General features: G+C 71.1%; 24 protein-coding genes. 9 read left to right on the top strand and 15 right to left on the bottom strand.

The window, feature by feature from the left end:
- Nucleotides 1-207: 207 nt before the first annotated feature.
- From ACSP50_RS12690 to ACSP50_RS12675, 4 genes are all read right to left on the bottom strand, one after another.
- Entirely contained in the window at nucleotides 208-1,500 is a 1,293-nt protein-coding gene (locus ACSP50_RS12690) for an MFS transporter (RefSeq protein ID WP_014690007.1), read from the bottom strand.
- On the bottom strand, nucleotides 1,497-2,039 hold the full coding sequence (locus tag ACSP50_RS12685; RefSeq protein WP_014690008.1) for a winged helix-turn-helix domain-containing protein: 543 nt from the start codon (nucleotides 2,037-2,039) through the stop codon (nucleotides 1,497-1,499). The genes ACSP50_RS12690 and ACSP50_RS12685 overlap by 4 nt, the downstream gene beginning before the upstream one ends.
- A gap of 130 nt (nucleotides 2,040-2,169) precedes the next feature.
- Nucleotides 2,170-2,799 carry a DUF4241 domain-containing protein gene (locus ACSP50_RS12680; protein WP_014690009.1) on the bottom strand — a complete coding sequence of 210 codons (630 nt, stop codon included), beginning with the start codon at nucleotides 2,797-2,799 and terminating at the stop codon, nucleotides 2,170-2,172.
- 29 nt (nucleotides 2,800-2,828) lie between these two features.
- Complete coding sequence (locus ACSP50_RS12675; RefSeq protein ID WP_231956917.1) at nucleotides 2,829-4,583, bottom strand: LamG domain-containing protein; 1,755 nt, start codon at nucleotides 4,581-4,583, stop codon at nucleotides 2,829-2,831.
- 120 nt (nucleotides 4,584-4,703) lie between these two features.
- Between ACSP50_RS12675 and ACSP50_RS12670 the strand changes: the two genes are divergently transcribed.
- Entirely contained in the window at nucleotides 4,704-5,135 is a 432-nt protein-coding gene (locus ACSP50_RS12670) for a hypothetical protein (protein WP_014690011.1), read from the top strand.
- 3 nt (nucleotides 5,136-5,138) lie between these two features.
- On the opposite strand, the gene ACSP50_RS12665 is transcribed toward ACSP50_RS12670, so the two are convergent.
- Nucleotides 5,139-6,518: a GntP family permease gene (locus ACSP50_RS12665; protein ID WP_014690012.1), complete on the bottom strand. Its 1,380-nt coding sequence runs from the start codon at nucleotides 6,516-6,518 to the stop codon at nucleotides 5,139-5,141.
- Nucleotides 6,519-6,547: 29 nt separating this feature from the next.
- Nucleotides 6,548-6,982: a MarR family winged helix-turn-helix transcriptional regulator gene (locus ACSP50_RS12660; RefSeq protein WP_014690013.1), complete on the bottom strand. Its 435-nt coding sequence runs from the start codon at nucleotides 6,980-6,982 to the stop codon at nucleotides 6,548-6,550.
- 90 nt (nucleotides 6,983-7,072) lie between these two features.
- Between ACSP50_RS12660 and ACSP50_RS12655 the strand changes: the two genes are divergently transcribed.
- Entirely contained in the window at nucleotides 7,073-7,690 is a 618-nt protein-coding gene (locus ACSP50_RS12655; RefSeq protein WP_014690014.1) for an FMN-dependent NADH-azoreductase, read from the top strand.
- Here the strand turns inward: ACSP50_RS12655 and ACSP50_RS12650 are convergent.
- A complete protein-coding gene (locus tag ACSP50_RS12650; RefSeq protein WP_014690015.1) occupies nucleotides 7,687-8,352 on the bottom strand; it encodes an SDR family oxidoreductase in 666 nt (221 codons plus the stop codon). The genes ACSP50_RS12655 and ACSP50_RS12650 overlap by 4 nt on opposite strands.
- A gap of 72 nt (nucleotides 8,353-8,424) precedes the next feature.
- Here ACSP50_RS12650 and ACSP50_RS12645 point away from each other — a divergent pair, with 72 nt between their 5' ends.
- The gene (locus ACSP50_RS12645; RefSeq protein ID WP_043511444.1) at nucleotides 8,425-8,955 is read left to right on the top strand and encodes a TetR/AcrR family transcriptional regulator; all 531 of its coding nucleotides are present in this window, start codon (nucleotides 8,425-8,427) and stop codon (nucleotides 8,953-8,955) included.
- Here the strand turns inward: ACSP50_RS12645 and ACSP50_RS12640 are convergent.
- Together ACSP50_RS12640 and ACSP50_RS12635 are read right to left on the bottom strand one after the other, a co-directional pair.
- Nucleotides 8,941-9,537, bottom strand: a complete 597-nt coding sequence (locus tag ACSP50_RS12640) for a TetR family transcriptional regulator (protein WP_014690017.1) — start codon at nucleotides 9,535-9,537, stop codon at nucleotides 8,941-8,943. The two genes, ACSP50_RS12645 and ACSP50_RS12640, sit on opposite strands and share 15 nt — an antisense overlap.
- A complete protein-coding gene (locus ACSP50_RS12635; RefSeq protein ID WP_014690018.1) occupies nucleotides 9,534-10,955 on the bottom strand; it encodes an MFS transporter in 1,422 nt (473 codons plus the stop codon). The genes ACSP50_RS12640 and ACSP50_RS12635 overlap by 4 nt, the downstream gene beginning before the upstream one ends.
- 202 nt (nucleotides 10,956-11,157) lie before the next feature.
- Between ACSP50_RS12635 and ACSP50_RS42990 the strand changes: the two genes are divergently transcribed.
- The 3 genes from ACSP50_RS42990 (at nucleotide 11,158) to ACSP50_RS44780 (ending at nucleotide 13,484) form a co-directional block, all read left to right on the top strand.
- The gene (locus ACSP50_RS42990; RefSeq protein WP_014690019.1) at nucleotides 11,158-11,316 is read left to right on the top strand and encodes a hypothetical protein; all 159 of its coding nucleotides are present in this window, start codon (nucleotides 11,158-11,160) and stop codon (nucleotides 11,314-11,316) included.
- A gap of 94 nt (nucleotides 11,317-11,410) precedes the next feature.
- A complete protein-coding gene (locus tag ACSP50_RS12630) occupies nucleotides 11,411-13,159 on the top strand; it encodes a hypothetical protein (protein ID WP_014690020.1) in 1,749 nt (582 codons plus the stop codon).
- The gene (locus ACSP50_RS44780) at nucleotides 13,152-13,484 is read left to right on the top strand and encodes a hypothetical protein (protein ID WP_014690021.1); all 333 of its coding nucleotides are present in this window, start codon (nucleotides 13,152-13,154) and stop codon (nucleotides 13,482-13,484) included. Before ACSP50_RS12630 ends, ACSP50_RS44780 begins: the two co-directional genes overlap by 8 nt.
- Here ACSP50_RS44780 and ACSP50_RS12620 read toward each other — a convergent pair whose 3' ends face one another.
- The 3 genes from ACSP50_RS12620 to ACSP50_RS12610 all read right to left on the bottom strand — a co-directional run bounded on the left by ACSP50_RS12620 (nucleotide 13,485) and on the right by ACSP50_RS12610 (nucleotide 16,701).
- Nucleotides 13,485-14,423 (bottom strand): hypothetical protein, encoded by a 939-nt coding sequence (locus ACSP50_RS12620; protein WP_155123484.1) that lies wholly within the window; start codon nucleotides 14,421-14,423, stop codon nucleotides 13,485-13,487. It abuts the gene before it with no gap.
- Nucleotides 14,424-14,509: 86 nt separating this feature from the next.
- The gene (htpG, locus tag ACSP50_RS12615; protein ID WP_014690023.1) at nucleotides 14,510-16,354 is read right to left on the bottom strand and encodes a molecular chaperone HtpG; all 1,845 of its coding nucleotides are present in this window, start codon (nucleotides 16,352-16,354) and stop codon (nucleotides 14,510-14,512) included.
- 74 nt (nucleotides 16,355-16,428) lie between these two features.
- Nucleotides 16,429-16,701, bottom strand: a complete 273-nt coding sequence (locus tag ACSP50_RS12610; RefSeq protein ID WP_080127798.1) for a hypothetical protein — start codon at nucleotides 16,699-16,701, stop codon at nucleotides 16,429-16,431.
- Nucleotides 16,702-16,878: 177 nt separating this feature from the next.
- Here ACSP50_RS12610 and ACSP50_RS12605 point away from each other — a divergent pair, with 177 nt between their 5' ends.
- Nucleotides 16,879-17,250 carry a hypothetical protein gene (locus ACSP50_RS12605; protein ID WP_014690025.1) on the top strand — a complete coding sequence of 124 codons (372 nt, stop codon included), beginning with the start codon at nucleotides 16,879-16,881 and terminating at the stop codon, nucleotides 17,248-17,250.
- A 93-nt stretch (nucleotides 17,251-17,343) separates the two neighbouring features.
- Here ACSP50_RS12605 and ACSP50_RS12600 read toward each other — a convergent pair whose 3' ends face one another.
- On the bottom strand, nucleotides 17,344-17,748 hold the full coding sequence (locus tag ACSP50_RS12600; protein WP_014690026.1) for a hypothetical protein: 405 nt from the start codon (nucleotides 17,746-17,748) through the stop codon (nucleotides 17,344-17,346).
- Between the two features lie 38 nt (nucleotides 17,749-17,786).
- Here ACSP50_RS12600 and ACSP50_RS12595 point away from each other — a divergent pair, with 38 nt between their 5' ends.
- Nucleotides 17,787-18,659: an alpha/beta fold hydrolase gene (locus ACSP50_RS12595; RefSeq protein ID WP_099343752.1), complete on the top strand. Its 873-nt coding sequence runs from the start codon at nucleotides 17,787-17,789 to the stop codon at nucleotides 18,657-18,659.
- 415 nt (nucleotides 18,660-19,074) lie between these two features.
- On the opposite strand, the gene ACSP50_RS12590 is transcribed toward ACSP50_RS12595, so the two are convergent.
- On the bottom strand, nucleotides 19,075-19,668 hold the full coding sequence (locus ACSP50_RS12590; RefSeq protein WP_014690028.1) for a hypothetical protein: 594 nt from the start codon (nucleotides 19,666-19,668) through the stop codon (nucleotides 19,075-19,077).
- Between the two features lie 117 nt (nucleotides 19,669-19,785).
- Here ACSP50_RS12590 and ACSP50_RS12585 point away from each other — a divergent pair, with 117 nt between their 5' ends.
- A complete protein-coding gene (locus ACSP50_RS12585) occupies nucleotides 19,786-20,670 on the top strand; it encodes a cobalamin-binding protein (RefSeq protein WP_014690029.1) in 885 nt (294 codons plus the stop codon).
- Here the strand turns inward: ACSP50_RS12585 and ACSP50_RS12580 are convergent.
- A complete protein-coding gene (locus ACSP50_RS12580) occupies nucleotides 20,654-21,400 on the bottom strand; it encodes a CDP-alcohol phosphatidyltransferase family protein (RefSeq protein ID WP_014690030.1) in 747 nt (248 codons plus the stop codon). The genes ACSP50_RS12585 and ACSP50_RS12580 overlap by 17 nt on opposite strands.
- Nucleotides 21,401-21,427: the final 27 nt, after the last annotated feature.

Genomic DNA, 21,427 nt, shown 5'->3' with positions numbered 1-21,427 from the left:
CCCCCGATCGCAAGCCGCGCCCCATCCCACGGCACGCGCCACCGCGCCGGTCTCATCCACATCGGCGGCTCGGCGGGACCGGCGTAGGTGGTGGCCGGGTCGAGTCCCACCCCCGAATGAGGACGGTGCATCACCGCAGTTGCGGCACGTGGCCGGCCCGGTCAGCGCCCGCCTCCGGCCGAGGACGGTGCACCACGGGTCGCCTGCTCAGGCCTCGATCGGCTGGGCGTCCGCCGGTGATCCGAGGCGGTGGCGCAGGTGTCGGACGTCCCGGCTGCAGAGCATGCCGACCACGGCGACGGCGATGAGCAGGGCCGCACCGACCAGCGTGCGCCGGACACCGACGGCTTGGGCGATCGGCCCCGCGAGCAGCTGGCCGATCGGAATGGCGATGAACGAGCCGAGCATGTCGTAGGAATAGACACGCGCCAGTCTCTCGGCGGGTACGTGTTCCTGCATGGTGGTCTCCCAGGCGATGCCGAACTGCTCCACCCCCACACCGGCGATGAATGCGGCGCCGAGCAGGAAGCCCGGCCGCGGCGCGAGGCCGAGGGTCAACAGCGGGAGTAGTTGGAAGGCCGCGCAGACGACGCCGAACAGCAGAAGGCGGCTGACCCGCAGTCGCAGGGCGACGAGGCCACCGACAATCATCCCGACGGTCTCCGCGGCCAGCACGAAACCCCAGGTCGCGCGGCCGAAGGTGGTGTTCGCGACGACGGGCCCCAGCGTGGTGAGTCCGCCGATACAGGCGTTGATCAGCGCGAATCCGGCCACCACGACCCACAGCCAGGTTCGCGAGCTGAATTCCGCCCACCCGGTCCGCAGATCGGTGACGATGCCTCCGCCACCGGGAGCCTCGTCAGGTGGGACGACGCCGGTTTCCGGCGGGTCCGGTAGGGGGTGAGCGCCGATCGGTTCGGTCGGCATCGTCCTGACGAACACGAACAGCAGAGCCGCGAGGAAGAAGGTGGCGGCGTCGCAGGCGATACCCCAGCTGGGCCCGACCGCGGCCACCAACACCCCACCGGCCGCCGCCCCGACGATGGCCACGCCGTTGAGGAACAACCGGCTCCAGGCATTCGCCTGCTGACGTTCCTCGGCGGGCACGGTTTGCGGTAGCAGCGCTGCCGATGCCGGCATCGCGAGCGCGCTGAACACGCCGTTCAACGCACTGAGTGTCGTCAGGACGGTCAGGGTGGCGGTGCCGGTCGAGAGCGTCGCGGCGATCGCCGCCTGGGTGACCCCCGCGGCGACGCTGGTGCCGACCATCACCAGGTGCCGCGGCAGGCGGTCGGCGAGCACTCCGCCGAAAAGCAGGAAGACGACGTTGGCGATGGTGCGGGACCCGATCACCAAGCCGAGCGCGCCGGGGGAATCGGTCAGGTCGAGGACGGCGAACGCCAACGCGATGGGAGCCATGGCGTTACCGAGGGAGCTGACCAACCGGCCGGACAGCAGGAATCGGAACGGTGCGTGTGCAAGAGGGCCGTGGACTCTCACGCCGTCGCCTTCATGGTGAACAGCGCGACCGTGGTGCTCGTGCGTAGCGCTCCCGGAGTGCGGGGTTTCTGCGCCGCCTCATGGAGGCCGCGGACGACCTCATTGATCCGGTCCCGAGCGGCACGCCACACCCGCGGATCGACCCACAGCTCGGCGTCGGCGAGGGCGTTGACACCACCGGGCTCGGCATGCTGCGCACGGCGTCCCAGCTCGCCGGAGATCGCGGCGTAGACGGCCCGGTCCGGCTCCGGCGCGCCACCGCCGGCAGACGCGCGGGCCGCATGAAGGGTGGCGTCGTACCGGTACCGCTTGGCCAGGCCACCGCGAATGCGCTCCGCACCGGCCAGCTCGATGACCCCGGCGGTGTACAGCGTGCGCAGGTGATAGGCGGCATTGGCGCTGTTCATCCCCAGCTCGCGGGCCACCTCGGCGGCCGTCATCGGTGCACCGGTGAGCAGCGACAGGATGTGCAGTCGGGCCGGGTGAGCGACAGCGCGCAGCGTCACCTGATCCTGCTTCCCACCAACCCGCAAAGACATGTTTGCGAGCCTAGGTGTCGGCCACCGGACTGTCCATTCCCGACGGTCGCGGCGCTGTCGGCTCCTGCGGTGCGCAGAGGCCTGCATCAGTGGGCCGAGCCGATGCGGCGATACCGCACCGGGGCACCGCTCAGGGCACCACCAGGAAGTCGGTCACGAAGCAGGCCACCTCGCCGTCCGCGGTCCGCCCGACGTAGGTCGGATAGAACCCGTCTCCCCACCCCGACTCCGCCATGATCAGGTTGGCTCCGGTGTCCGGGTCGATCACGTGGTCGAAGTGGCCCGGGATCGGCTCCTCCGGGAACTCGTCGGGGTCGAAGGTCTCCTCGAACTCCTCGGTGTCCCACCCGGCCAGGATCCGCGAGACGCTGAGGTCGGCGAAGCCGCCGGCCCCGGTCTCGACGCCGTAGCCGAAGAACTCGCCGGGCGCGAGATCCGCCGGCTCGTCGCTGGCGACCAGAGCCAGCTCCCACGACATGACCACGCCCGGTCGCACGGTGACCTGCAGCGCCGCCACCCGCCGCTGCCACTCGCGGCCCTCTTTCTCCAGGATCGCGACCCAGGCGGTGACCGGGTGGGTCCCGGGGGTGACGGGGACCGTGAACGGCTCCTCGTCCTCGTCGGTGACGCCCGGGTCGAAGGCGGCCAGCTGCCCGGTCGGCAGGACCAGGCTGCCGGCCGGGTGCGGCTCGACGACGTAGGTCACGTCGTCCTGAACGTGGCGGGAACCGGCCTCGAGGAGTCGGTCGAGATCAGACATGCGGGCAAGGTACCGGACCGGTACGACACCTACCCGATGTGCACCCAGACGTCATCCAGTGTTCCGTTGAACTGGTCGTTGTTCGGGCCGGCGCCTTTGCCGCCGACGGTGAGCGGGGAGGTGGTGTCGACCGCGACGGTGGGCGGGACGGCGACGCTGGCCTGCAGCACGTCGTCGACGAGCAGGGACAGGGTGGGGCCGGTGCGCCGGCACTCCAGGCTGTGCCAGCCGCCGTCGGCGATCGAGACCCGGCTGCGGGCGAGGTAGACGACCTGGTCGCCGAGGCCGCAGCTGGGTTTGCCGGAGATGCCGTCGACCTGCAGCTTGTACTGGCCGCCGCCGGTGGAGTAGCCCTTCTGCAGGATGTTCTCGCCGCTGGAGGTCTCGGCCGGGGCGAGTTGCACGCCGGCGCCGTAGCGGATGGGCCGGGTTCCCGGGTTGAGGTCGGGTCCGGAGGCGGTTTCCAGGACGAGGCGCGGGCAGGTGGGTCCGGTGCATCGGGCCGGGAAGCGCAGCGCCTGGCCGTTGCCGTGCGGCACGGCGGTCGTCGTGCCGCCGTGGCGGGTGACGGCGCGCAGCAGGTGGCCGTGGCCGGACCCGTCGTCGTAGGTGCCGTCGGCGACGGTCGAGTCGAAGTTGTACGACGCCACGTAGTCCGCGGTGGCCGGCGCGTCCTCGAGTCGCGGCCCGATCGCCCCGAACTCGGCGTACCGCTTACGGGGCAGCCCGCCCACGGTGGTGAAGTCGCCGACCGCGCTGACCGAGCTGATCTCCGGGTTGGCGGCCATCGACCGGGTGCCGGCGACGCCGTTGGCCTGCGGCGCCCAGTCGAGCAGGTTGCCCTGCGGGTCGACGGCGGCGAGTTTGCCGCGCGGCACCGAGCCGTCGGTGCAGCTGCCCTTGGCCCCGTTGTTGGTGGTGGTGCAGGCCTTGTCGAAGTGGCCGCCGACGTAGACGGTGCCGCCGAGCACGGTGATCGCCTGGGCGTCGCCGTCGAAGACCCGGGTCCACCGGGTGGCCCCGGTCCGGGTGTACGACACCGCCCGCCCGCCCTGCCCGCCGAGTGCCGCGTACACCCCGTCGGCGGCCGCGGCGAGCGCGAACACCTGGGAGACCGGCTTGGGCAGGAAGGTCGGGTCGAGGACTCCGGTGACCGGGTCGACCGCGCTGAGCCGCAGGGTGTATCGGGCGCCGTCGGTCCGGTGGAAGCTGCCGCCGAGGTAGATGCGGTCGGCGGCGGCCGCGATCGCGCGCACGGTGTCGTCGGTGGTCGGCGCCCAGGGGTCGAGGGCCCCGGTGCCGGTGTCGAAGGCGGCCAGGTTGGCCCGCGGAACTCCGTCGACCGCGGTGATCCGGCCGCCGAGGTAGACCTTGCCGTGTCCGGCGGCGAGCGCGGCGGGCTGGCCGAGGACGGTGTGCCGCATCGGGGTGAGCGCGCCGTCGGTGGCGCCGAGTCCGGCGATCGCGTCCCGCTTCACGCCGTTGATCTGGTCGAAGTCGCCGGCGGCGTAGACCGTGTCGCTGTCCACGGCGAGGGCGCGCACGGTGGCGTCGGCGCCGGGTTTCCAGTCGAGCAGCGCCCCGGTCCGGGAGTCGAAGGCGGCCAGCCGGGTGCGCGGCACGGTGCGGCCGCCGACGATGGCGCGGGTGAAGTTGCCGCCGACGTATACCGTGCTGCCGCGGTAGGCGACGGCGTAGACCGAGCCGTTGAACGACGGGGAGGTGACCGGGCTGGGCGAGACGAGGTCGGCGAACGCGGTGCCACCGGCAGCCAGTACTACCACCGTCGTACCGACTATGAAGGCATTTTTCGGGAATTTCGCCACGTTCGTAGCTAACTTCCCTACCGCGCAAAAGGTGTCGCGGCGCATTATGCTGCCGCGTACTGGAGTCGAGAAAGGGGAATGCCCGTGCGGATCGCCGTACCCGTCGCCCTGATCGCCACGCTGGCCCTGGCCGCCGGGTGCGAGGTGAAGGTCAATCCCGCCTCGATGCCGGCGCCGTTCAGCGTCGCGCCGGTCCCGTCCGCGTCGGCCGGCCAGCCGAAGTATGTCTGCACCGCGGTCTACAAGATCCTCACCGACGGCGCGGTCAAGCTGGCCGGATTCGCCGCCGGCAGCGACGACACCGCCACCGAGGGCCTGCAGAAGACCTTCGGCGACATGGCCACCCAGGTGCACGCGGCCGGGGCGAAGTCGGACGACGCCGCCCAGCGCGCCGCGGTGGACGAGGTGGCCGCGGCGCTGACCAGGGGGAGCCGGTCGGACGACCCGAAGGCGTTCCTGAACGGCGAGTTCAGCACCGTCGGCCAGAAGATCGACGGCACCTGCGGTTAGCCGCTAGACCACCAGGCTGAGCAGCATCACGCAGCCGAAGCCGACCACCGAGATGATCGTCTCCATCACCGACCAGGTCTTGACGGTCTGCCCGACGGTCATCCCGAAGTATTCTTTGACCAGCCAGAAGCCGGCGTCGTTGACGTGCGAGAAGAACAGCGAGCCGCAGCCGATCGCGAGCACCAGCAGCGACAGCGTCGGCCGGTCCAGGGTGGCCGCCAGCGGCGTGACGATCCCGGCCGCGGTGATCGTGGCGACGGTCGCCGAGCCGGTCGCGACCCGGATCCCGACCGCGACGAGGAAGCCGAGCAGCAGCGCGTTGATGCTCGCGTCCTTGGCCGCGTCGGCGATCACCCGGCCCACGCCGCTGTCGACCAGCACCTGCTTGAAGCCGCCGCCGGCGGCCACGATCAGCAGGATGCCGGCGATCGGGGGCAGCGCGCCGCCGACGATCCCGGAGGTCTCCCGGCGGTCGAAGCCGGCCCGGTGACCGAGGCTCCACATCGCCAGCAGCACCCCGAAGAGCAGCGCCACGATCGGTGTCCCCAGCACGTCGAGGACCTTCCGGACGCTGTTGTCGTCGGGCAGGGTGAGTTCCGCGACCGCCCGCGCGAGCATCAGCACCACCGGCAACAGTACGGTCAGCACCGCCGGCCAGAATCCGGGGTTGCGCCGCACGGCTTCCGGTTCCCGCTCCGCGGCACCGTCAGCATCAAGATCAACGTCAGGACGGCGCGGTACGTCGACGGGCACGCGCGCCGCGATGAGGTTGCCGAAGAGCGGGCCGGCGACGATCACCGTGGGAATCGCGCAGATCAGCCCGAAGATCAGGGTCAGCCCCAGGTCGGCGTGCAGGCTGTCGATCGCCACCAGCGGCCCGGGATGCGGCGGCACCAGTCCGTGCAGCACGGAGAGCCCGGCCAGCGCCGGAATCCCGATCCGCAGCAGCCCCACGTCGGTCCGCCGGGCCACCAGCAGCACGATCGGCACCAGCAGCACGACACCGATCTCGAAGAACAGCGGCAGCCCGACGAGCGCCGCCACCCCGGCCATCGCCCAGGGCAGGACGGTCCCGGAGACCCCGGTGACGAGCCGGTGCACGATCCCGTCGGCGCCACCCGACTCGGTCAGCAGCGCCCCGATCATCGAGCCGAGCGCGATCAGCACGCCCACGCTGCCCACCGTGCTGCCCAGCCCGGTGGTGAACGAGGTGACGATCTTGGCCGGGTCGGCGCCGGCCACCAGGCCGAGCACGCCGGTTCCGACGATCAGGGCGAGGAACGGATGCCACTTGGCCCCGGCGATGAGCAGGACGACCGCCGCGATGCCGAGCACCGCGGCGACGATCAGCTGGCCGGTGCCGGCATCGGTGATGGTCGACATGACGCGCGGTTACCCCGCCGTGGCGCTTTTCACGCCTGTTTCCGCAGCACCCCGTCCAGGGCCCGGGCCACCACGCGCGCCTCGTCGGTGGACATCAGCCCGGTGAAGTGCCGCCGGATCCCGTCCAGATAGATCGGTGCCGCCTCGCGCAGCCGCTGCCGGCCGGCGTCGGTGATCGCCGCGTGCGCCGAGCGCCGATCGTCCGGATTGGTCTCCCGGGTCGCCAGGCCGGCCGCGACGAGCTGGTCGACCACGCGGCTGACCCGGGTGCGGCTGACCACCGCCCGCTCCCCCAGCTCACCCATGCTGAGCCGGCCGTCCGGCGCGTGACGCAGCTCCAGCAGCACGTCGTACCACGTCAATGGCAGCCCACAGGCGCTCTGCAGGGTGCGGTCGAGGACCGGCACCACGGCCGCGTGCACCCGCAACAGCGCGGCCCAGGCGGCGGTTTCGGTGTCGCTCATCACCGCAGCCTACCGAAATCTTGTGCGTGCGCACGCATCAGGCGTAAAAATGTGCGTGCGCACGCACTATGAGACATCGAGGAGAAGACCGTGAAGCTGCTGCACATCGCCGCCTCCCCGCGCGGCGGGAAGTCCGAATCCCTGGCCCTGGCGGCCACCTTCCTGACCGCGGCCGCCGAGGCCCACCCCGGCCTGCAGATCGAGGAGTGGAACCTGTGGGACGGGACCCTGCCCGAGTTCGGGCCGGACGCGGCGGCCGCCAAGATGGCTGTCTTCGCCGGCGAGCAGCCGCAGAGCCCGGCGTGGGACGCCGCGGTCGCCGCGTTCCACCGGTTCGACGCGGCCGACCGCTACCTGTTCAGCGTGCCGATGTGGAACGCCGGCGTGCCGTACATCCTCAAGCAGTTCATCGACGTGGTCAGCCAGCCCGGCCTGGTGTTCGGCTTCGACCCGGCCGCGGGCTACACCGGCCTGCTGCGCGGCAAGAAGGCCGCGGTGGTCTACACCAGCGCGGTGTACGGGCCGGACCGACCGCCCGCCTTCGGCAGCGACTTCCAGTCCCGGTATTTCGCCGACTGGCTGCACTGGGCCGGCGTCACCGACCAGACCGAGATCCACTTCCGGCCCAACCTGGTGACCGCCGACGCCGGAACCGCTCGCAAGGCTGCCCACGCCGAGGCCCGGGAGCAGGGCAGGCTGTTCCTTTAGAGGGACGCTTTCACGGTGCGGGTCAGGTCGTCGCCGAGGACCTCCGGGGCCCCGGCGGCGACCGCGTCCAGCGCCAGTTTCGCCACCCCGGCCGGATCGGCCTTCTGCTCGGCCGGGACGCCGGCGGCCATGTCGGTGTCCATGTAGCCGACGTGCAGTCCGGTCACCGTGATCCCGGCCGGGGCCAGCTGCTCGCGGGTGGCGTTGGTCAGCGCCCAGGCCGCCGCCTTGGTCGCCGCGTAGGAGCCGAGCCCCGCCGGGTGCAGCCAGGACAGCACGGACAGGACGTTGAGCACCGCTCCCCCGCCGTTCGCCTCGATCACCGGCGCGACCGCCCGGGTCACCGCCAGCGGCCCGAAGTAGTTGGTCTCCATCTCGGCCCGGACCAGGTCCAGGTCGCCACCGAGCAGCGGCTGACCGCTGGCCGCGCCGGCGTTGTTGATCAGCAGGGTGACGTCGGGAGCGGCCGCGACGGCGGCGGCGATCGAGGTCGGGTCGGTGACGTCGAGGCGCAGCGGGATGGACCCGGGCAGGTCGACACTCTCCGGGCGACGGGCGGCGGCGTACACCTTGGCGCCGCGTTCGAGCAGCTGGGCGGCGAGGTGCCGGCCGAATCCGCGGTTGGCTCCGGTGACGAGGGCGACGGCGTTGTGAAGTTCCATGCGACTTAGATTACGGGCGTCATCTAAAAGTCCGCAAGGTAATAGATGACACACGTCATCTATACTGGGCGCATGGGACGGGTATCGCAGGCACAGGCCCGGGAGAACCGGGAGCGGATCGTCGCCACGGCCGCCGCCCTCTTCCGGGACCGGGGCATCGCCGGGGTCAGCGTGGCCGACGTCAGCGCGGCCGCCGGGCTCACCCACGGCGGCTTCTACAAACAGTTCACGTCGAAGGACGCACTGGTCACCGAGGCGATCGCGTACGCTTTCGCCGAGCAGGCCGCGCGACTGGGCGCACCGAGCCGGCCGGCGGACTTCATCCGTACGTACCTCTCCATGGAGCATCGGGACCAGCCTGCCGAGGGCTGCCCGACGGCCGGATTCGCCGGCGACGTCGCCCGCGCAGCGGGCGGCGAGACGGCCCGCGAGGCCTACGCCGCCGGGGTCGAGGCCTACGCGCGGATGCTCGGCGGCGCCGAACCCGACCTGGTCGCGGTCAGCACCATGGTCGGCGCCCTGATCCTGGCCCGCGCCACGGCCGGCACCACCCTCTCCGAACGCCTGCTGGACAGCGCCCGCCAGGCGCTAACCGAGCGGTAAACCCTGCTGGAGCAGGTCGAGGGCGTCGCTGAGCCGCTCGAAATCGGCCGGGTCGAGAGCGGTCTGCCCGATCATCCGGCCCGGCGGCAGCACCGCCAGGACCACCCCGGCGATCGCGCCGCCCATCGCCCGCACCCGCAGGTCGTCGGGCGGCAGGCCGGCGCGCTCACCGATCACCTCGGCGATCAGCTCGATCGCCTCGGTCATCTGGTGCAGCGCGCGGGCCCGCAGCTCGGGCACCTCGGCGAAGAGTTTCTGGCGGCGGCGTTCCAGCTCCCACAGTTCGGGGCTGACACGGCCGAACACGTCCCGCAGCGCCCGCCGGATCGCCTCGATCGGCGGCACCTCCGGCGGCTGGGCGCGGACCGCCGCCACCACCAGCGGGTCGTAGTCGTCGACCAGGATGACGTCCTCCTTGGCCGGGAAGTACCGGAAGAAGGTGCTCGGCGACACCTCGGCCGCCTCGGCGATCTGGTCCACCGTGGTCGCCGCGTACCCCTGCTCCTCGAACAGCCGCATCGCCTGCTCGCGGATCGTCGCCCGCGTCCTCGCCTTCTTACGCTCGCGCAGGCTCGCCGTCATACTCCTGATTCTGCCAGCAGCGCCGGGTCGGCGGCCGGGGCGTGGCGGGGCAGGATCACCACGAGCAGGACGCCGAGGGCGGCGACCACCCCGGTGGCGACCAGCGCGGTGTCCATGCCGTGGGTGAAGGCGCGCCGGATGGTGTCCAGCATGCCCGGGTCGCCGGCGCGCCGGGCCACGGCGACCCCGGCGGCGGCGCTGTCCCGGGCCGCGGCGGGCAGCCCGGCCGCGTCGATCCCGTCGCGATAGCCGGTGTTCAGCACGGTGCCCAGCACCGCGACGCCGATCGCGCTGCCGACCTGTCGCATCGCCTGCAGCAGCCCGGAGCCGACGCCGCTGCGCTGCGGGGTGAGGGCGCCCAGGGCGGCGTTCATCGATGGCGGCATCACGAAGCCGAGCCCGAGACCGGCGACCGCGACCCAGGCGGCCACGTAGCCGTATCCCGTGGTCACGCCGGTGCGGGCGCCGGTCAGCAGGGCGAGCGCCATCAGGGTCAGCCCGGTGGCGACCACGATCCGCGGGCCCAGCCGGGCGACCAGGCGGTCGGCGAGCCGGGCGCCGACGAGCAGGCCGCCGATCACCGGGAGCAGCCGGATGCCGGTGCCGAACGCGTCCTGTCCGCCGACCGCCTGGAACAGCTGGGGCAGCGCGAAGAGCAGGCCGAAGAAGGCGAAGCTGGCGACTGTGGCGAGGACCGCGCCGCCGGTGAAACCGCGCGAGGCGAACAGGTCGAGGTCGACCAGCGGGCTGCCGGCACGCCGCTGCCAGATCGCCAGGGCGATCAGGGACGCGAGGCCGGCGGCGACGGTCAGCAGCGAGCGCGGGTCACCGAAGCCGCGCTCCCCGGCTTCGATGATGCCGTACGTCACGCCGACCAGCCCGATCGCGGAGAGCGCCACTCCCGGGAGGTCGACCCGGCGGGTCCGGTCCCCGTGCGACCCGGGCACCCAGGCCACGACGGCGAGCAGCCCGAACGCGACGATCGGCAGGTTGATCAGGAAGACCGAGCCCCACCAGAAGTGGTCGAGCAGCCAGCCGCCGAGCAGCGGGCCGAGCGGGATGCCCAGCGCGTTGGCGGTGACCCAGATGCTCAGCGCCCGGGGCCGGGTCTGCTCGTCGAAGACGACGGTGAGCACCGCGCCGATCAGCGGCATGATCACCGCGGCGGCCAGGCCGAGCACCGAGCGGGCGGCGATCAGCTGCCCGGTGCTGCCGGCCCACGCGCACCAGGCGGAGGCGACGCCGAAGAGTGCCAGCGCGCCGAGCAGGAACCGTTTGCGGCCGAAGCGGTCGCCGAGCATGCCGGCCGGCAGCAGCGCGGCGGCCAGCACCAGCAGGTAGGAGGTGGTGAACCATTGCAGGTCACCGGTGGTGGCGTGCAGGTCGTGGGCGAGCGTGGGCAGCGCGACGCTGAGCACCGTGCCGTCCAGACCGACCGCGAGCGTGCAGAACGCCAGGGCGGCGAGCGCGAACCAGCGCGCTTTCGTGTTCTCCAGAAAATGACAGTAACTCTCAAAAAAAGGTAGCTTCCACTTTCCTCAGAGTCCTCTCAGGGTTGGGCGTGCCGCTCACGGGCGGTACCCGGCGTGTGTGAGGATCATGGATGGGGGTGGGGCTGACATGAAGAAGATCCTTGGCTGGGTGCTGTTGTTCCTGCTCGTCTTCTGGATCGGCACGAACCCGGGGCCGGCCGCCGACGTCGCCCGGAGCATCGGCGACGGGGTCGCCACGATCTTCACCAACATCGGCACGTTCTTCGTCAACCTGGCGAAAGGCTGACGCCGCCGTCCCCCCGGTAGTCCATTGACGACGGCGAGTGAGCCCGCCTACCGTCGGTCCGATCAGGATCTCCGACGACTCCGGACCGACGCCGATGACAACGCTGCCCAGCCCGCCGCTCGCCGCGCCGCTCACCATGCCGCGGTACGCCCGGACCAGTGACCGCCTCAGCAACACCACCCGGTATCTGTGCACCGCCGCCTTCCTGGTGCGCGGCTTCGCCGACCAGGTGGTCGACGAACTGATCGGCGAGATGCGCCGGTCCGTGCCGCCCTCGCACGGCTACGACCTCGACCCGATCGTCCGGCAGTGCTTCCGGGTCCGCCGCCGACACCTCTACCAGCAGCTCTGCGCCACCGTGCTCTACCTGGCCGCGCTCCTGCTCAGCCCACCGCTCACGCTCACCGTGACCGGGCTCGGCCTGATCGTCCGGCTGGCCCGCTCGGTGCGGCTGCGGGCGTTCCTGGCCCGCCACCGCCTCGGCTTCCTGCGCTGGTGGGTCGCCTGGTTCCTGGCCGGCATGCTGGTCGGGCTGCCGCTGACGCTGCTGTTCTCCCTCCAGAACCTCTTCCGGCAGTACCTCGACGAGAACACCGACACCACCGGCTCCGCCGCCGCGGCAGCCGCCACCGGTGGTGGCGGGAGCTCCCTGCTCGCCCTGTTGTGCCTGCTGGCCATCGTGGGGGTCACCTACGCGTTCCGCCGCGACGCGTACCGGGTCGTCACCACCGAGTTCGCCCCCGACGTCGCCCACGCCCGCACCCGGCTGCGCGACACCCTGGTCGAGGACCGGCTCGCGATGATCGCCGCAGCCCAGCGGGGCAACGTGGTGGTCCACCACGACGACCCGTTCCTCGGCTGCGGCGCGGTCGAGCAGGGCTGGTCGTTCAGCATGACGCTGCGGCCGCGGGACCCGTCCGGGATCCGCCCCGAGGAGCCGGTGCCGATCGACCCGGTGGCGCTGAACCGGCGGCTCAAACGGGCCATCGAGACGATGCGCGCCGACTGGCTCGACGAGGGACAGCGGGTCACCGGCCTGTCGGTCCGGCCGTACGTGGTGGCCGACGGCATTCGCGACGAGCACGATCCGGTGATCGACCCGGAGACCGGCATGCCGTACACGATGGCCGACGACCCCACCGTCGACGCGATCGTGGCCAGCCCGCAGGGCGGGCTCCGGCAGTACCTGCGGGTGGTGATCCCGGTGCGCGGCAAGGCGATCCGGGACGAGCACGGCCAGGTGATCCTCGGCGCGCAGGCGCTGGGCATCTCGGTCAGCGCGTTCGTGCACGTCGCGGTCGAGGGCGGGATGCTGTACGCCGAGTTTCTCGGCACCGTGCTGCCACCGCTGCGCGCCGAGTGCCAGGTCGCCGACACGCTGCGCCCGGAGAAGGTCGGCTCGTACGCGGTGGGCGGGGTGCTGCGCGGGGCGATCGTCGACGTGGCAGCCGGGCCGTACCGCCTGGCCCGGGCGCTCGGCCGGGTGGCCCGGCTGCGCTGGCGGATGCACACCTCGATCCGCCGCTCGCAGGAGTTCCGCACCCACGACTACGGCGCGCGGATCAGCGTCCGTGACCTGGCCTCGGCCCCGGAGGCGGAAAGCTACCTGCAGAGACTCGACGGCATCAAGTACGTGAAGCTGGTCGACCGGATCGTCGGCGAGGCGATCATCGACCACCTGATCGAGAACGGCGTCGACCCGCTCGAATTCCGCCAGGCGGTCAACCAGATCACGCTGCAGAACAGCAGCCTGGTCCAGGTGGGCACGATCCAGGGCGGGCAGAACAACTTCGGCGGCGACGGCAACGTGTTCACCACGACGGTAGGAGCGGCGCGTGCCTGACTCGAACACCTTCAACATCGGCGGCGTGAACGGCGGCCAGAACAACTTCGGCGGCGATCACAACACCTTCAACCAGCAGGTGTACGGCGTGGACGCGGCCGCCGTGGCGCAGCTTCTCGGCCGGGTGCGCGAGCATCTGGCCGACTTCCCGGACCCGGTGGCGGCCGGCCACGCGGTGAGCGAGCTGCAGGCGGCGCCGGCGGCCGAGTTGGCCCACCCGGGCCGGCTCCGAAGCCTGCTGGAAGACCTGCACCGGTACGCCCCGGACGGGACGGCGGCGCTGGCCGCGGTCGCCGCCCTGGTCGCCGCGGTGCACGGCGGCTGATCAGATGCCCTGCCGGTCCCGCGTCTGCAGGCCGAGCTGCCCGGCGATCGGATTCCACAGGCCCAGGAATTGCTCTTTCGCGCGGCCCGCGGAGTCCGACTCGCGGTCTCCGTCGGCGTCGTAGGCGCGGGTCGCCGGCGTATTCCGGCAATCGTTCGCCTGCTTTTCCTGAGCCCATTTCACATAATTCTGGTCGGCGGCCAGCGAATGCTCGAACGCCGATGTCAGCGCGCTTCGCAGGCTCTCCCCGTTCGGGAACGCGGACAGGTCCAGGGTGGCGAGCGTGTCCCGCTCGGCGGCACGCTCGTCGCCGGCCTCGCGCATCCGGCCGATCGCGGCGTACACGCCGGAGCACCCGTCGACCGACTTGATCGCCTGGTTGAGCTTGTCCCGGCTGGCCCTGCTCCGATCGAGCAGCTTATCGAGTGCGGCACCCTGGGCCTGCGGGTCGGCCGCGGCACTGCTGGGTCCGCCGTTCCCGCTGCTCGGGCCGCCATCCCCGCTGCCCGGGCCGCCATCCCCGCTGCCCGGGCCGCCATCGCCGTCGTCCGCGCCGGTCGCGCCGCCCCGCGCGGCGTCCGTCCCACCCCCGACCGGCCGGGCGGCCGCACTGGTCACCGCTCCGCTATCCGGCTTGCCGGATTTATCGCCTCTATCCTGCGCGAGCAGGTAGCCGCCGACCGCCCCGGCCAGCGCGAGCACGGCCACCCCCACCAGCACCGGCCGGGCCGGCGGGCGCGGCTCGACCAGCGTGTCCCGGAACCCCGGATCGGCCGCCGTCCCCGCGTCGTCGAACTCCACGGCCGGCGCCGGCCGGGGCCGGGGAATCGGCGGCGGCGGCACCGAAACAACGGCGGTGGAATCGCGCAGTGGATGCTCGCAGCTGTCGCAATAGTCGAGTGCCGGATCGTTGTCCAACCCGCAGGCCTGGCACCTCATTGATCGAGCATAGCCACATCGACCACGGTCACAGAACCCGCGAACGGCCCCGGAATACTCCGGGGCCGTCCATCGAGGATCGGAAATCAGACCGTCCGGGCCAGCCGATCGGCGAGCAGTTTCGCGAAGCGGGCCGGATCCTCCAGGTCGCCGCCCTCGGCGAGCAGGGCCGTCCCGTACAGCAATTCGGCGGTCTCCGGCAGAGCCGGATCCTCCGCGCCGCGCTCGTGCGCCGACCGCAGACCGGCGACCAGCGGATGGTGGGGGTTGAGCTCCAGGATCCGCTTCACCCGCGGGCCGTCCTGACCCATCGCGCGGTACATCTTCTCCAGCGCCGGGGTGATGTCGTCGGCGTCGCTGACCAGGCAGGCCGCCGAGGTGGTCAGCCGGTGCGACAGCCGCACCTCCTTGACCTGCTCGTCCAGCCTGTCCTTGAGGAAGCCGAGCAGCGGCCCGAAGTCACCCTCGGGCTCCTTCTCCGGCTCGTCCTTCTTGAGGTCGACCGAGCCGCGGGCGATCGAGCGCAGCTTCCTGCCCTCGAAGTCGGGGACCGCGTCGACCCAGATCTCGTCGACCGGGTCGGTGAGGATCAGCACCTCGTAACCCTGCTCGCGGAACGCCTCCATGTGCGGCGAGTTCTCCACCTGGGACCGGCTCTCGCCGGTCAGGTAGTAGATCTCCTCCTGGTCCTCCTTCATCCGCTCCACGTAGGCGGCGAGCGTGGTCGGCTCGGCGCCCGCGGTGGTGGCGAACGAGGCGATGTCCAGGATCGGCTTGTGGTTGTCCGGCTCGCTGAGCAGGCCCTCCTTGACCGCCCGGCCGAACTCGCGCCAGAACGTCGCGTACTTCTCCGGCTCGTTGGCCATCAGGTCCTTGATCGTGGACAGGACCTTCTTGACCAGCCGGCGGCGGATCATCTGGATGTGCCGGTCCTGCTGCAGGATCTCGCGCGAGATGTTCAGCGACAGGTCGGCGGCGTCCACCACGCCCTTGACGAAGCGCAGGTAGTCCGGGATCAGCTCCTTGCTGTCGTCCATGATGAAGACGCGCTTGACGTAGAGCTGCAGGCCACGGCGGGCGTCACGCTGGAACAGGTCGTGCGGGGCGCGGGACGGGATGAACAGCAGCGCCTCGTACTCGAAGGTGCCCTCGGCCTTCATGTTGATGATCTCGAGCGGGTCCGACCAGTCGTGGCTGATGTGCCGGTAGAACTGGTGGTACTCGTCGTCGGAGACCTCGCTGCGCGGGCGCGCCCAGAGCGCCTTCATCGAGTTCAGCGTCTCGTCGCCCATCCGGATCGGGAACGAGATGAAGTCCGAGTACCGCTTGACGATCTGCTTGATCCGCCACTCGTCGGCGTAGTCGAAGAGGGCGTCCTCCTCGTCCTTGGGTCGCAGTTGCAGCGTGACCGTGGTGCCGGTCGGCGCGTCCGGCGCGTCCTCGATCGTGTAGGTGCCCTCGCCGGCCGACTCCCAGCGGGTGCCGTGCCCCTCGGTGCCGGCCTTGCGGGTCACCAGCGACACCTTGTCGGCCACCATGAACGTCGAGTAGAAGCCCACCCCGAACTGGCCGATCAGCTCGGCGTCACCCTTGGACTCGGACGCCTCCTTCAGCTTGGCCAGCAGGTCGGCGGTGCCGGACTTGGCGATCGTGCCGATCAGCGCCACGACCTCCTCGCGGGTCATGCCGATCCCGTTGTCGCGGACCGTCAGCGTGCGCGCCTCGGCGTCCGCCTCGATCTCGATGTGCAGGTCGGACGTGTCCGCCTCCAGCCCGTCCTGCAGTTTGGCCAGGCGCAACTTGTCCAGCGCGTCGGACGCGTTGGAGATCAGCTCACGCAGGAAGATGTCCTTGTTCGAATAGATCGAGTGGACCATCAACTGCAGCAGCTGACGCGCCTCGGCCTGGAACTCCAACGTCTCCATCGTCACCCGTTTCCGTCCTTGTCCGGTGTTTCAGCCCGATCGTATGACGTGACCGGGCCGCTGCGGACGGCGCCACGGCATCAGCGGCAGCCCGGCCCCGCCGCGCGGCCCCTGACGATGCGGTACTTCGCGATGTCGCCGTCGACGTACGGCGTCAATTGCCTGATCGACGTCGGGTCGGCGTCGTGCACCGCGATGTACGCGACGATCGCCGACTCCACGGTGCGGCAGGTCGCCCTGTCGGCCACCACCTGGGCGTCGGCCCTCAACTTCTCCGGATTTAACGCTACGTAAGAGGCACCGCCAGCACTGACAGTGACTGCACATGCCGTAGCTATCTCGATCAAACGCACAGATGCAGGCTAGTTACCATCACCCGGGGTAACAGCTAGCCGTTCGGACAAGGTCGACAACACGGACAGCGACTGTGCCATCTCGCGGGAATGAATCCCGGTGAACCTTTACGCGCCGCCTGCCGCTTTTATACCGTGGTTACCCCGAGCAACGGTCTGATAACGCTGGAGGAACCCATGCGTCGTGCCGCTGTCGTTCTCGCCCTCGTCGTCGCCGGTCTGTGGATCGCCTCGCCGGCCCAGGCGTTCGCCCACAACAACGTCCACAACGTGTACTTCCACGCCGTGCTCGACGCGCTGACCCTGCTGGTCGTGGCGTCCCCGGTGTGGACCGCGATGCTGTGGAGCGGCCGCCGCAGGTGGCTGATGGCCGCACTGATCGCGGTGGTGCAGATCCCGGTCGCGGTGATCGGTTTCGTCCCGATCATCAACCCGTACCTGCACCTGGCCCTGTTCCTGCTGGCCATCGGCCTCACCGCAACCTCACTGCGCATCGTCCGCAACCGGTCCCGCGCCGCCGCCGGCGTCCCGGCCCCGAAACCCCGCTAGCCGCCCCGCCGCACCCTCACCTGCACTCCTGGTGCACCCGCGGCCCGCACCGCACCCGCGCCGCCCGCTTTCCGCCCGGCGCCACCCGCGCCCTCAGCCGCACTCCTCGCGCATCCATTCGCCCGTGGAGGCGCGAACGGCCAGGCCGATCACGGCCTGGCCGTCCTTTATGAGCCGCACGTCGGGACACCCGGCTTCCGCCGGAAACCAACTTCCGGATTTCGCGCGTACGGCGTTGTGCCGGCAATGCTCCTCGTCGACGTACCCCCACGCGAGCAGCAACTCGCGCCCGCCCAGCGAATACCGCCCCACGCTGGCGACCCGGTCCCCGTCGGCCCGGCGGAAGAACTCGGCCCGCAGCCCCGGCACCCGCTGCCCGTCCAGCGAGGCCTGCTCTTCCGTACGGTGCAGCTCGAATTCCGACATTTCAGGAAATTTCACGGTATGAGTGAACCATGGTCGGGTCACCTCGATCTCGTCATCCGTTGTGATCCGCATTTAACCTGGCTGTCGGTGAGCGCCACCACAATGGCCTGGTGGTGACCGAGACGATGATGCCGGTCAACGGCATCCAGGTGTGCCTGGAAACCTTCGGTGAACGCACCGATCCGCCTCTCCTGCTGCTCGCCGGGGAGGCCAGTTCGATGGACTGGTGGGATGACGAGTTCTGCCGCCGCCTGGCCGCCGGCGGTCGCTTCGTCATCCGCTACGACCATCGCGACACGGGCCGCTCCACCGCGTTCCCACCCGGCGCCGCCTATTCCGGCACCGACCTGATGCACGACGCGCTCGGTGTCCTCGACGCGCTCGGCGCCCCCGCCGCGCACCTGGTCGGCCTCTCCCTGGGCGGCGCACTCGCCCAGCGCATCGCCGTCGAACACCCGCGCCGCGCCCTCACCCTCACGTTGATCGCCACCAGCGCCGGCCTCCCCCCGGACGCCATCCCGGTCCTGGCCGGCGCCCCCACTCTCCCGCTCCGCACCTCGGCCGGCACCTCGGTCGCCGTCCGCACCGCCCCCGACGACGTCAACTGGTCCAACCGCCGCGCCGCGGTAGCCGGCCTGATCGCCGAGGCCCTTGCCCGGGGCGGCCCGTTCACCCCCGACGAGCAGCAGTTGCGCCGCCTGGCCGAACGAGTCTTCGACCGCTCCTGCGACCTCGGCACCGCCCGCCGCAACCACCAGCGAGCCGGCTACGGCCCCCCGATCCACGACCGGCTCCCCACCATCACCACCCCCACCCTGATCCTGCACGGCACCCTCGACCAGCGCGTCCCCGCCCACCACCCCCGGGAGCTGGCCCGCCTCATCCCCCAGGCCCGCCTGATCTGGCTGGACGGCGTAGGCCACGAACCCCCACCCCGAGCCCTATGGCCCCAGATCCTCCCCGAAATCCTCCGCACGCCTTGACCGAACAACACGCCCTTCACCAAACAACCAAAAAACAAGAAATACATTCAAGGTCGCCCGGAAAACACCCTGAGGCAGCCCCGCTCGAAGATGCACGACAAGTCCCGGTCAGCTCCGAAAAACCTTCCCTCGATGCGCAGAGGAAACAGGCCACCAGGGCCGGAATCGGGGCCTGAAACCGGTCAGGGTCGAAACCTGGGGCCGGAGCCCGAAACCGGAATCCGAGCCGATGCCGGGGCTGAGGCGGAGCCGAACCATGGACCGGGGCTGAGACCGGGGCCGGAGTCGCTCGTGCTCGCGCTAAAATTGATCTTCCTCGTCAGAATGATTTCGCGCCGCAGTGCGATCCCGCATCCGCGTAACCTCAGACCGACTGAACCACGACAACCGCCCCACACGGCCCGGCCCGCGGTCCTCACCGCTGCCCAGGCCCCGCCCGCAGCCCACCCAACAGCATCAGGCCCGCCCCCACCGACCCCGCGCAAGCCGCCAGATACCCCAGGAACAGCGTCGGCGCCGCCGAGAAACCCATGCTCGCGAGGAGTGTCACCAGCACCAGCGCCGCCCCCGGGCCGCCGGCGCACAGCACCCACCCGGCCCCCTTCTGCGATCCGGACCACCGCGACGACCCGCTCGCGACCAGCATGCCGGCCGCCGAGCCCACCACCGGCAGCACGAAGTTCCCGCCCACGAGCAACGCGATCGCCGTGAATTCGGCGCCGCCGACGAGCGGCACCGTCGGCGCCGCGATGACGGGTGCCGGGTGGCGCGGCGGGCGCAGCGGCAGATAGCCGCGCCGGGCCGCTTCCGCGAGTTGTCCCGGGGTACCCATCCTGGACAGCACCGGTCCGGGGTCGGCCCCGGGTTCCTGCCGTGCGGCCAGGTAGTCGGTGACGGTCCGCATGAGTTCGTCGCGCGGGCCGGGTGGCAGATCCTCGCTCGCGGTCCACAACTCGGTCAGGTATTCGAGCACGAGCGTGTCGGCGTGGGCCAGCGGTGCTGTCGTCATCTCGGGTCTCCTTCTCGAAGCTGCTGTCCAGCATCGATCGGGGCGAGCGCCGGGCACATCGGACCGGGGTGGTATTCCGCGACCCCGGAGTCCGACTTTCGGCCTATGGTCACAGGTATGCGTCTGGTTTCCCTGCTGCCCTCGGCCACCGAGATCGTCTATGCGCTGGGGTTGGGTGACAATCTGGTCGGGGTCACTTTCGAGTGTGACGAGCCGGCCGAGGCCCGCTCGTCGAAGACGGTGGTGGTCGGCGGGCGGGACACGCACGGCATGTCGCCGGTCGAGATCGACGATTATGTGCGTACGCAGATGGCCGCCGGCGGTGATCTGTACACCCTGCACGCGGACGCCCTCGCCGGCCTCTCCCCCGATCTGATCCTCACCCAGGACCTCTGTCGGGTCTGCGCGCTCCCGTCCGGCCATGTGGACGACGCGCTGACGCATCTGGGCTGCCGCGCCGAGGTGCTCAGTCTCGACCCGTATTCGCTGCCCGACGTGCTGGCCTCGTTCGTCGAGGTGGCCACTGCCGCCGGCGTACCCGATCGGGGCCGGGAACTCAGAGCGGGCCTGGAGCGGCGGCTGGACGCGGTGGCGGCCGCGGTGGCCGGCCGGCCGCGGCCCCGGGTGGCGATCGTGGAGTGGGTGGATCCGCCGTTCACCGGCGGGCACTGGGTGCCGGATCTGATCGTCGCGGCGGGTGGTGAGCCGGTGGCGGCGCGGGCGGGGAAGCGGTCGGTGCAGGTGTCGTGGGCCGAGCTGACCGCCGCGCAACCGGAGATCGTGCTGGTCACACCGTGCGGCTATCACCTGGACGGCGCGGTCCGGCAGGCGGAGTCGGTGCTGCCGCACTTCCCGGACGCGCAGGTGTGGGCGATCGACGGCGACGGCCTGGTGGTCCGGCCGGGTCCGCGGCTGGTCGACGGGGTGGAGGCGATCGCCACGATCCTGCATCCGGACGCGGTGCCGGCGGCACGCCAGGGAGCGGTCAGACGCGTCCAGTGATCAGGTCGAACTGACGCTGGACCGCGGACTCCCGGTGCAGCCACCTGATGTCCCGGCCGAAGGACCAGGTCAGCGACGCCAGGGCGAAGGCCAGCGTGCCCACCGCGGCCCACTCCGGCAGCAGCCCGGTCGCCACGACCGCGAGCAGCACGCCCTGCTGGGCGGCGACCACCTTGCGGGAGAAGCGCGCCGGCAGCGCGCCGTTCAGCCACGGGTACGCCCAGGAGGCGGCGACGAAGGCGTACCGGAATCCGCCGATGGCCAGCGCCCACCAGCCGTGGCTGACCGCGGCGTACCCGCTGAGCACCAGGATCAGGAACGCGTCGACCTCCATGTCGAAGCGCGCGCCGAGCGACGACGACGTGCCGGTGCGGCGGGCGACCTGTCCGTCGACGCCGTCCATGGCGAGCGCGACGGCGGCGATCGTGACCAGCGGCCAGACCGGCGCCGGGTGGCCGAGGACGGTGCCGGTGACCATGGCGGCCACCCCGCCGGTGAGGATGGCCCGGCCGAAGGTGACCAGGTTGGCCCAGCCGAGGAAGCTGAGCCCGGCCCGGTCCAGGGCCATGCCGAGCAGACCGCAGAGGACGGCGCCGTAGGCGATTCCGGCGAGCCCACCGGCCAGCGTGAGTCCCGTCGTCGCGGCCAGCAGCGCGATCAGCGCGAGCTGGGCGGCGAACCCGGCGAAAGGCGCCCGGGACGGGGTCGTCGTGGCGGTAGTGATGGTCACCGTGCCTCCTGGACTTAGGGTCTAACC

It is taken from the genome of Actinoplanes sp. SE50/110 (assembly GCF_900119315.1).
GTDB lineage: Bacteria > Actinomycetota > Actinomycetes > Mycobacteriales > Micromonosporaceae > Actinoplanes.
This window is presented reverse-complemented; position numbering and strand designations above follow the sequence as displayed.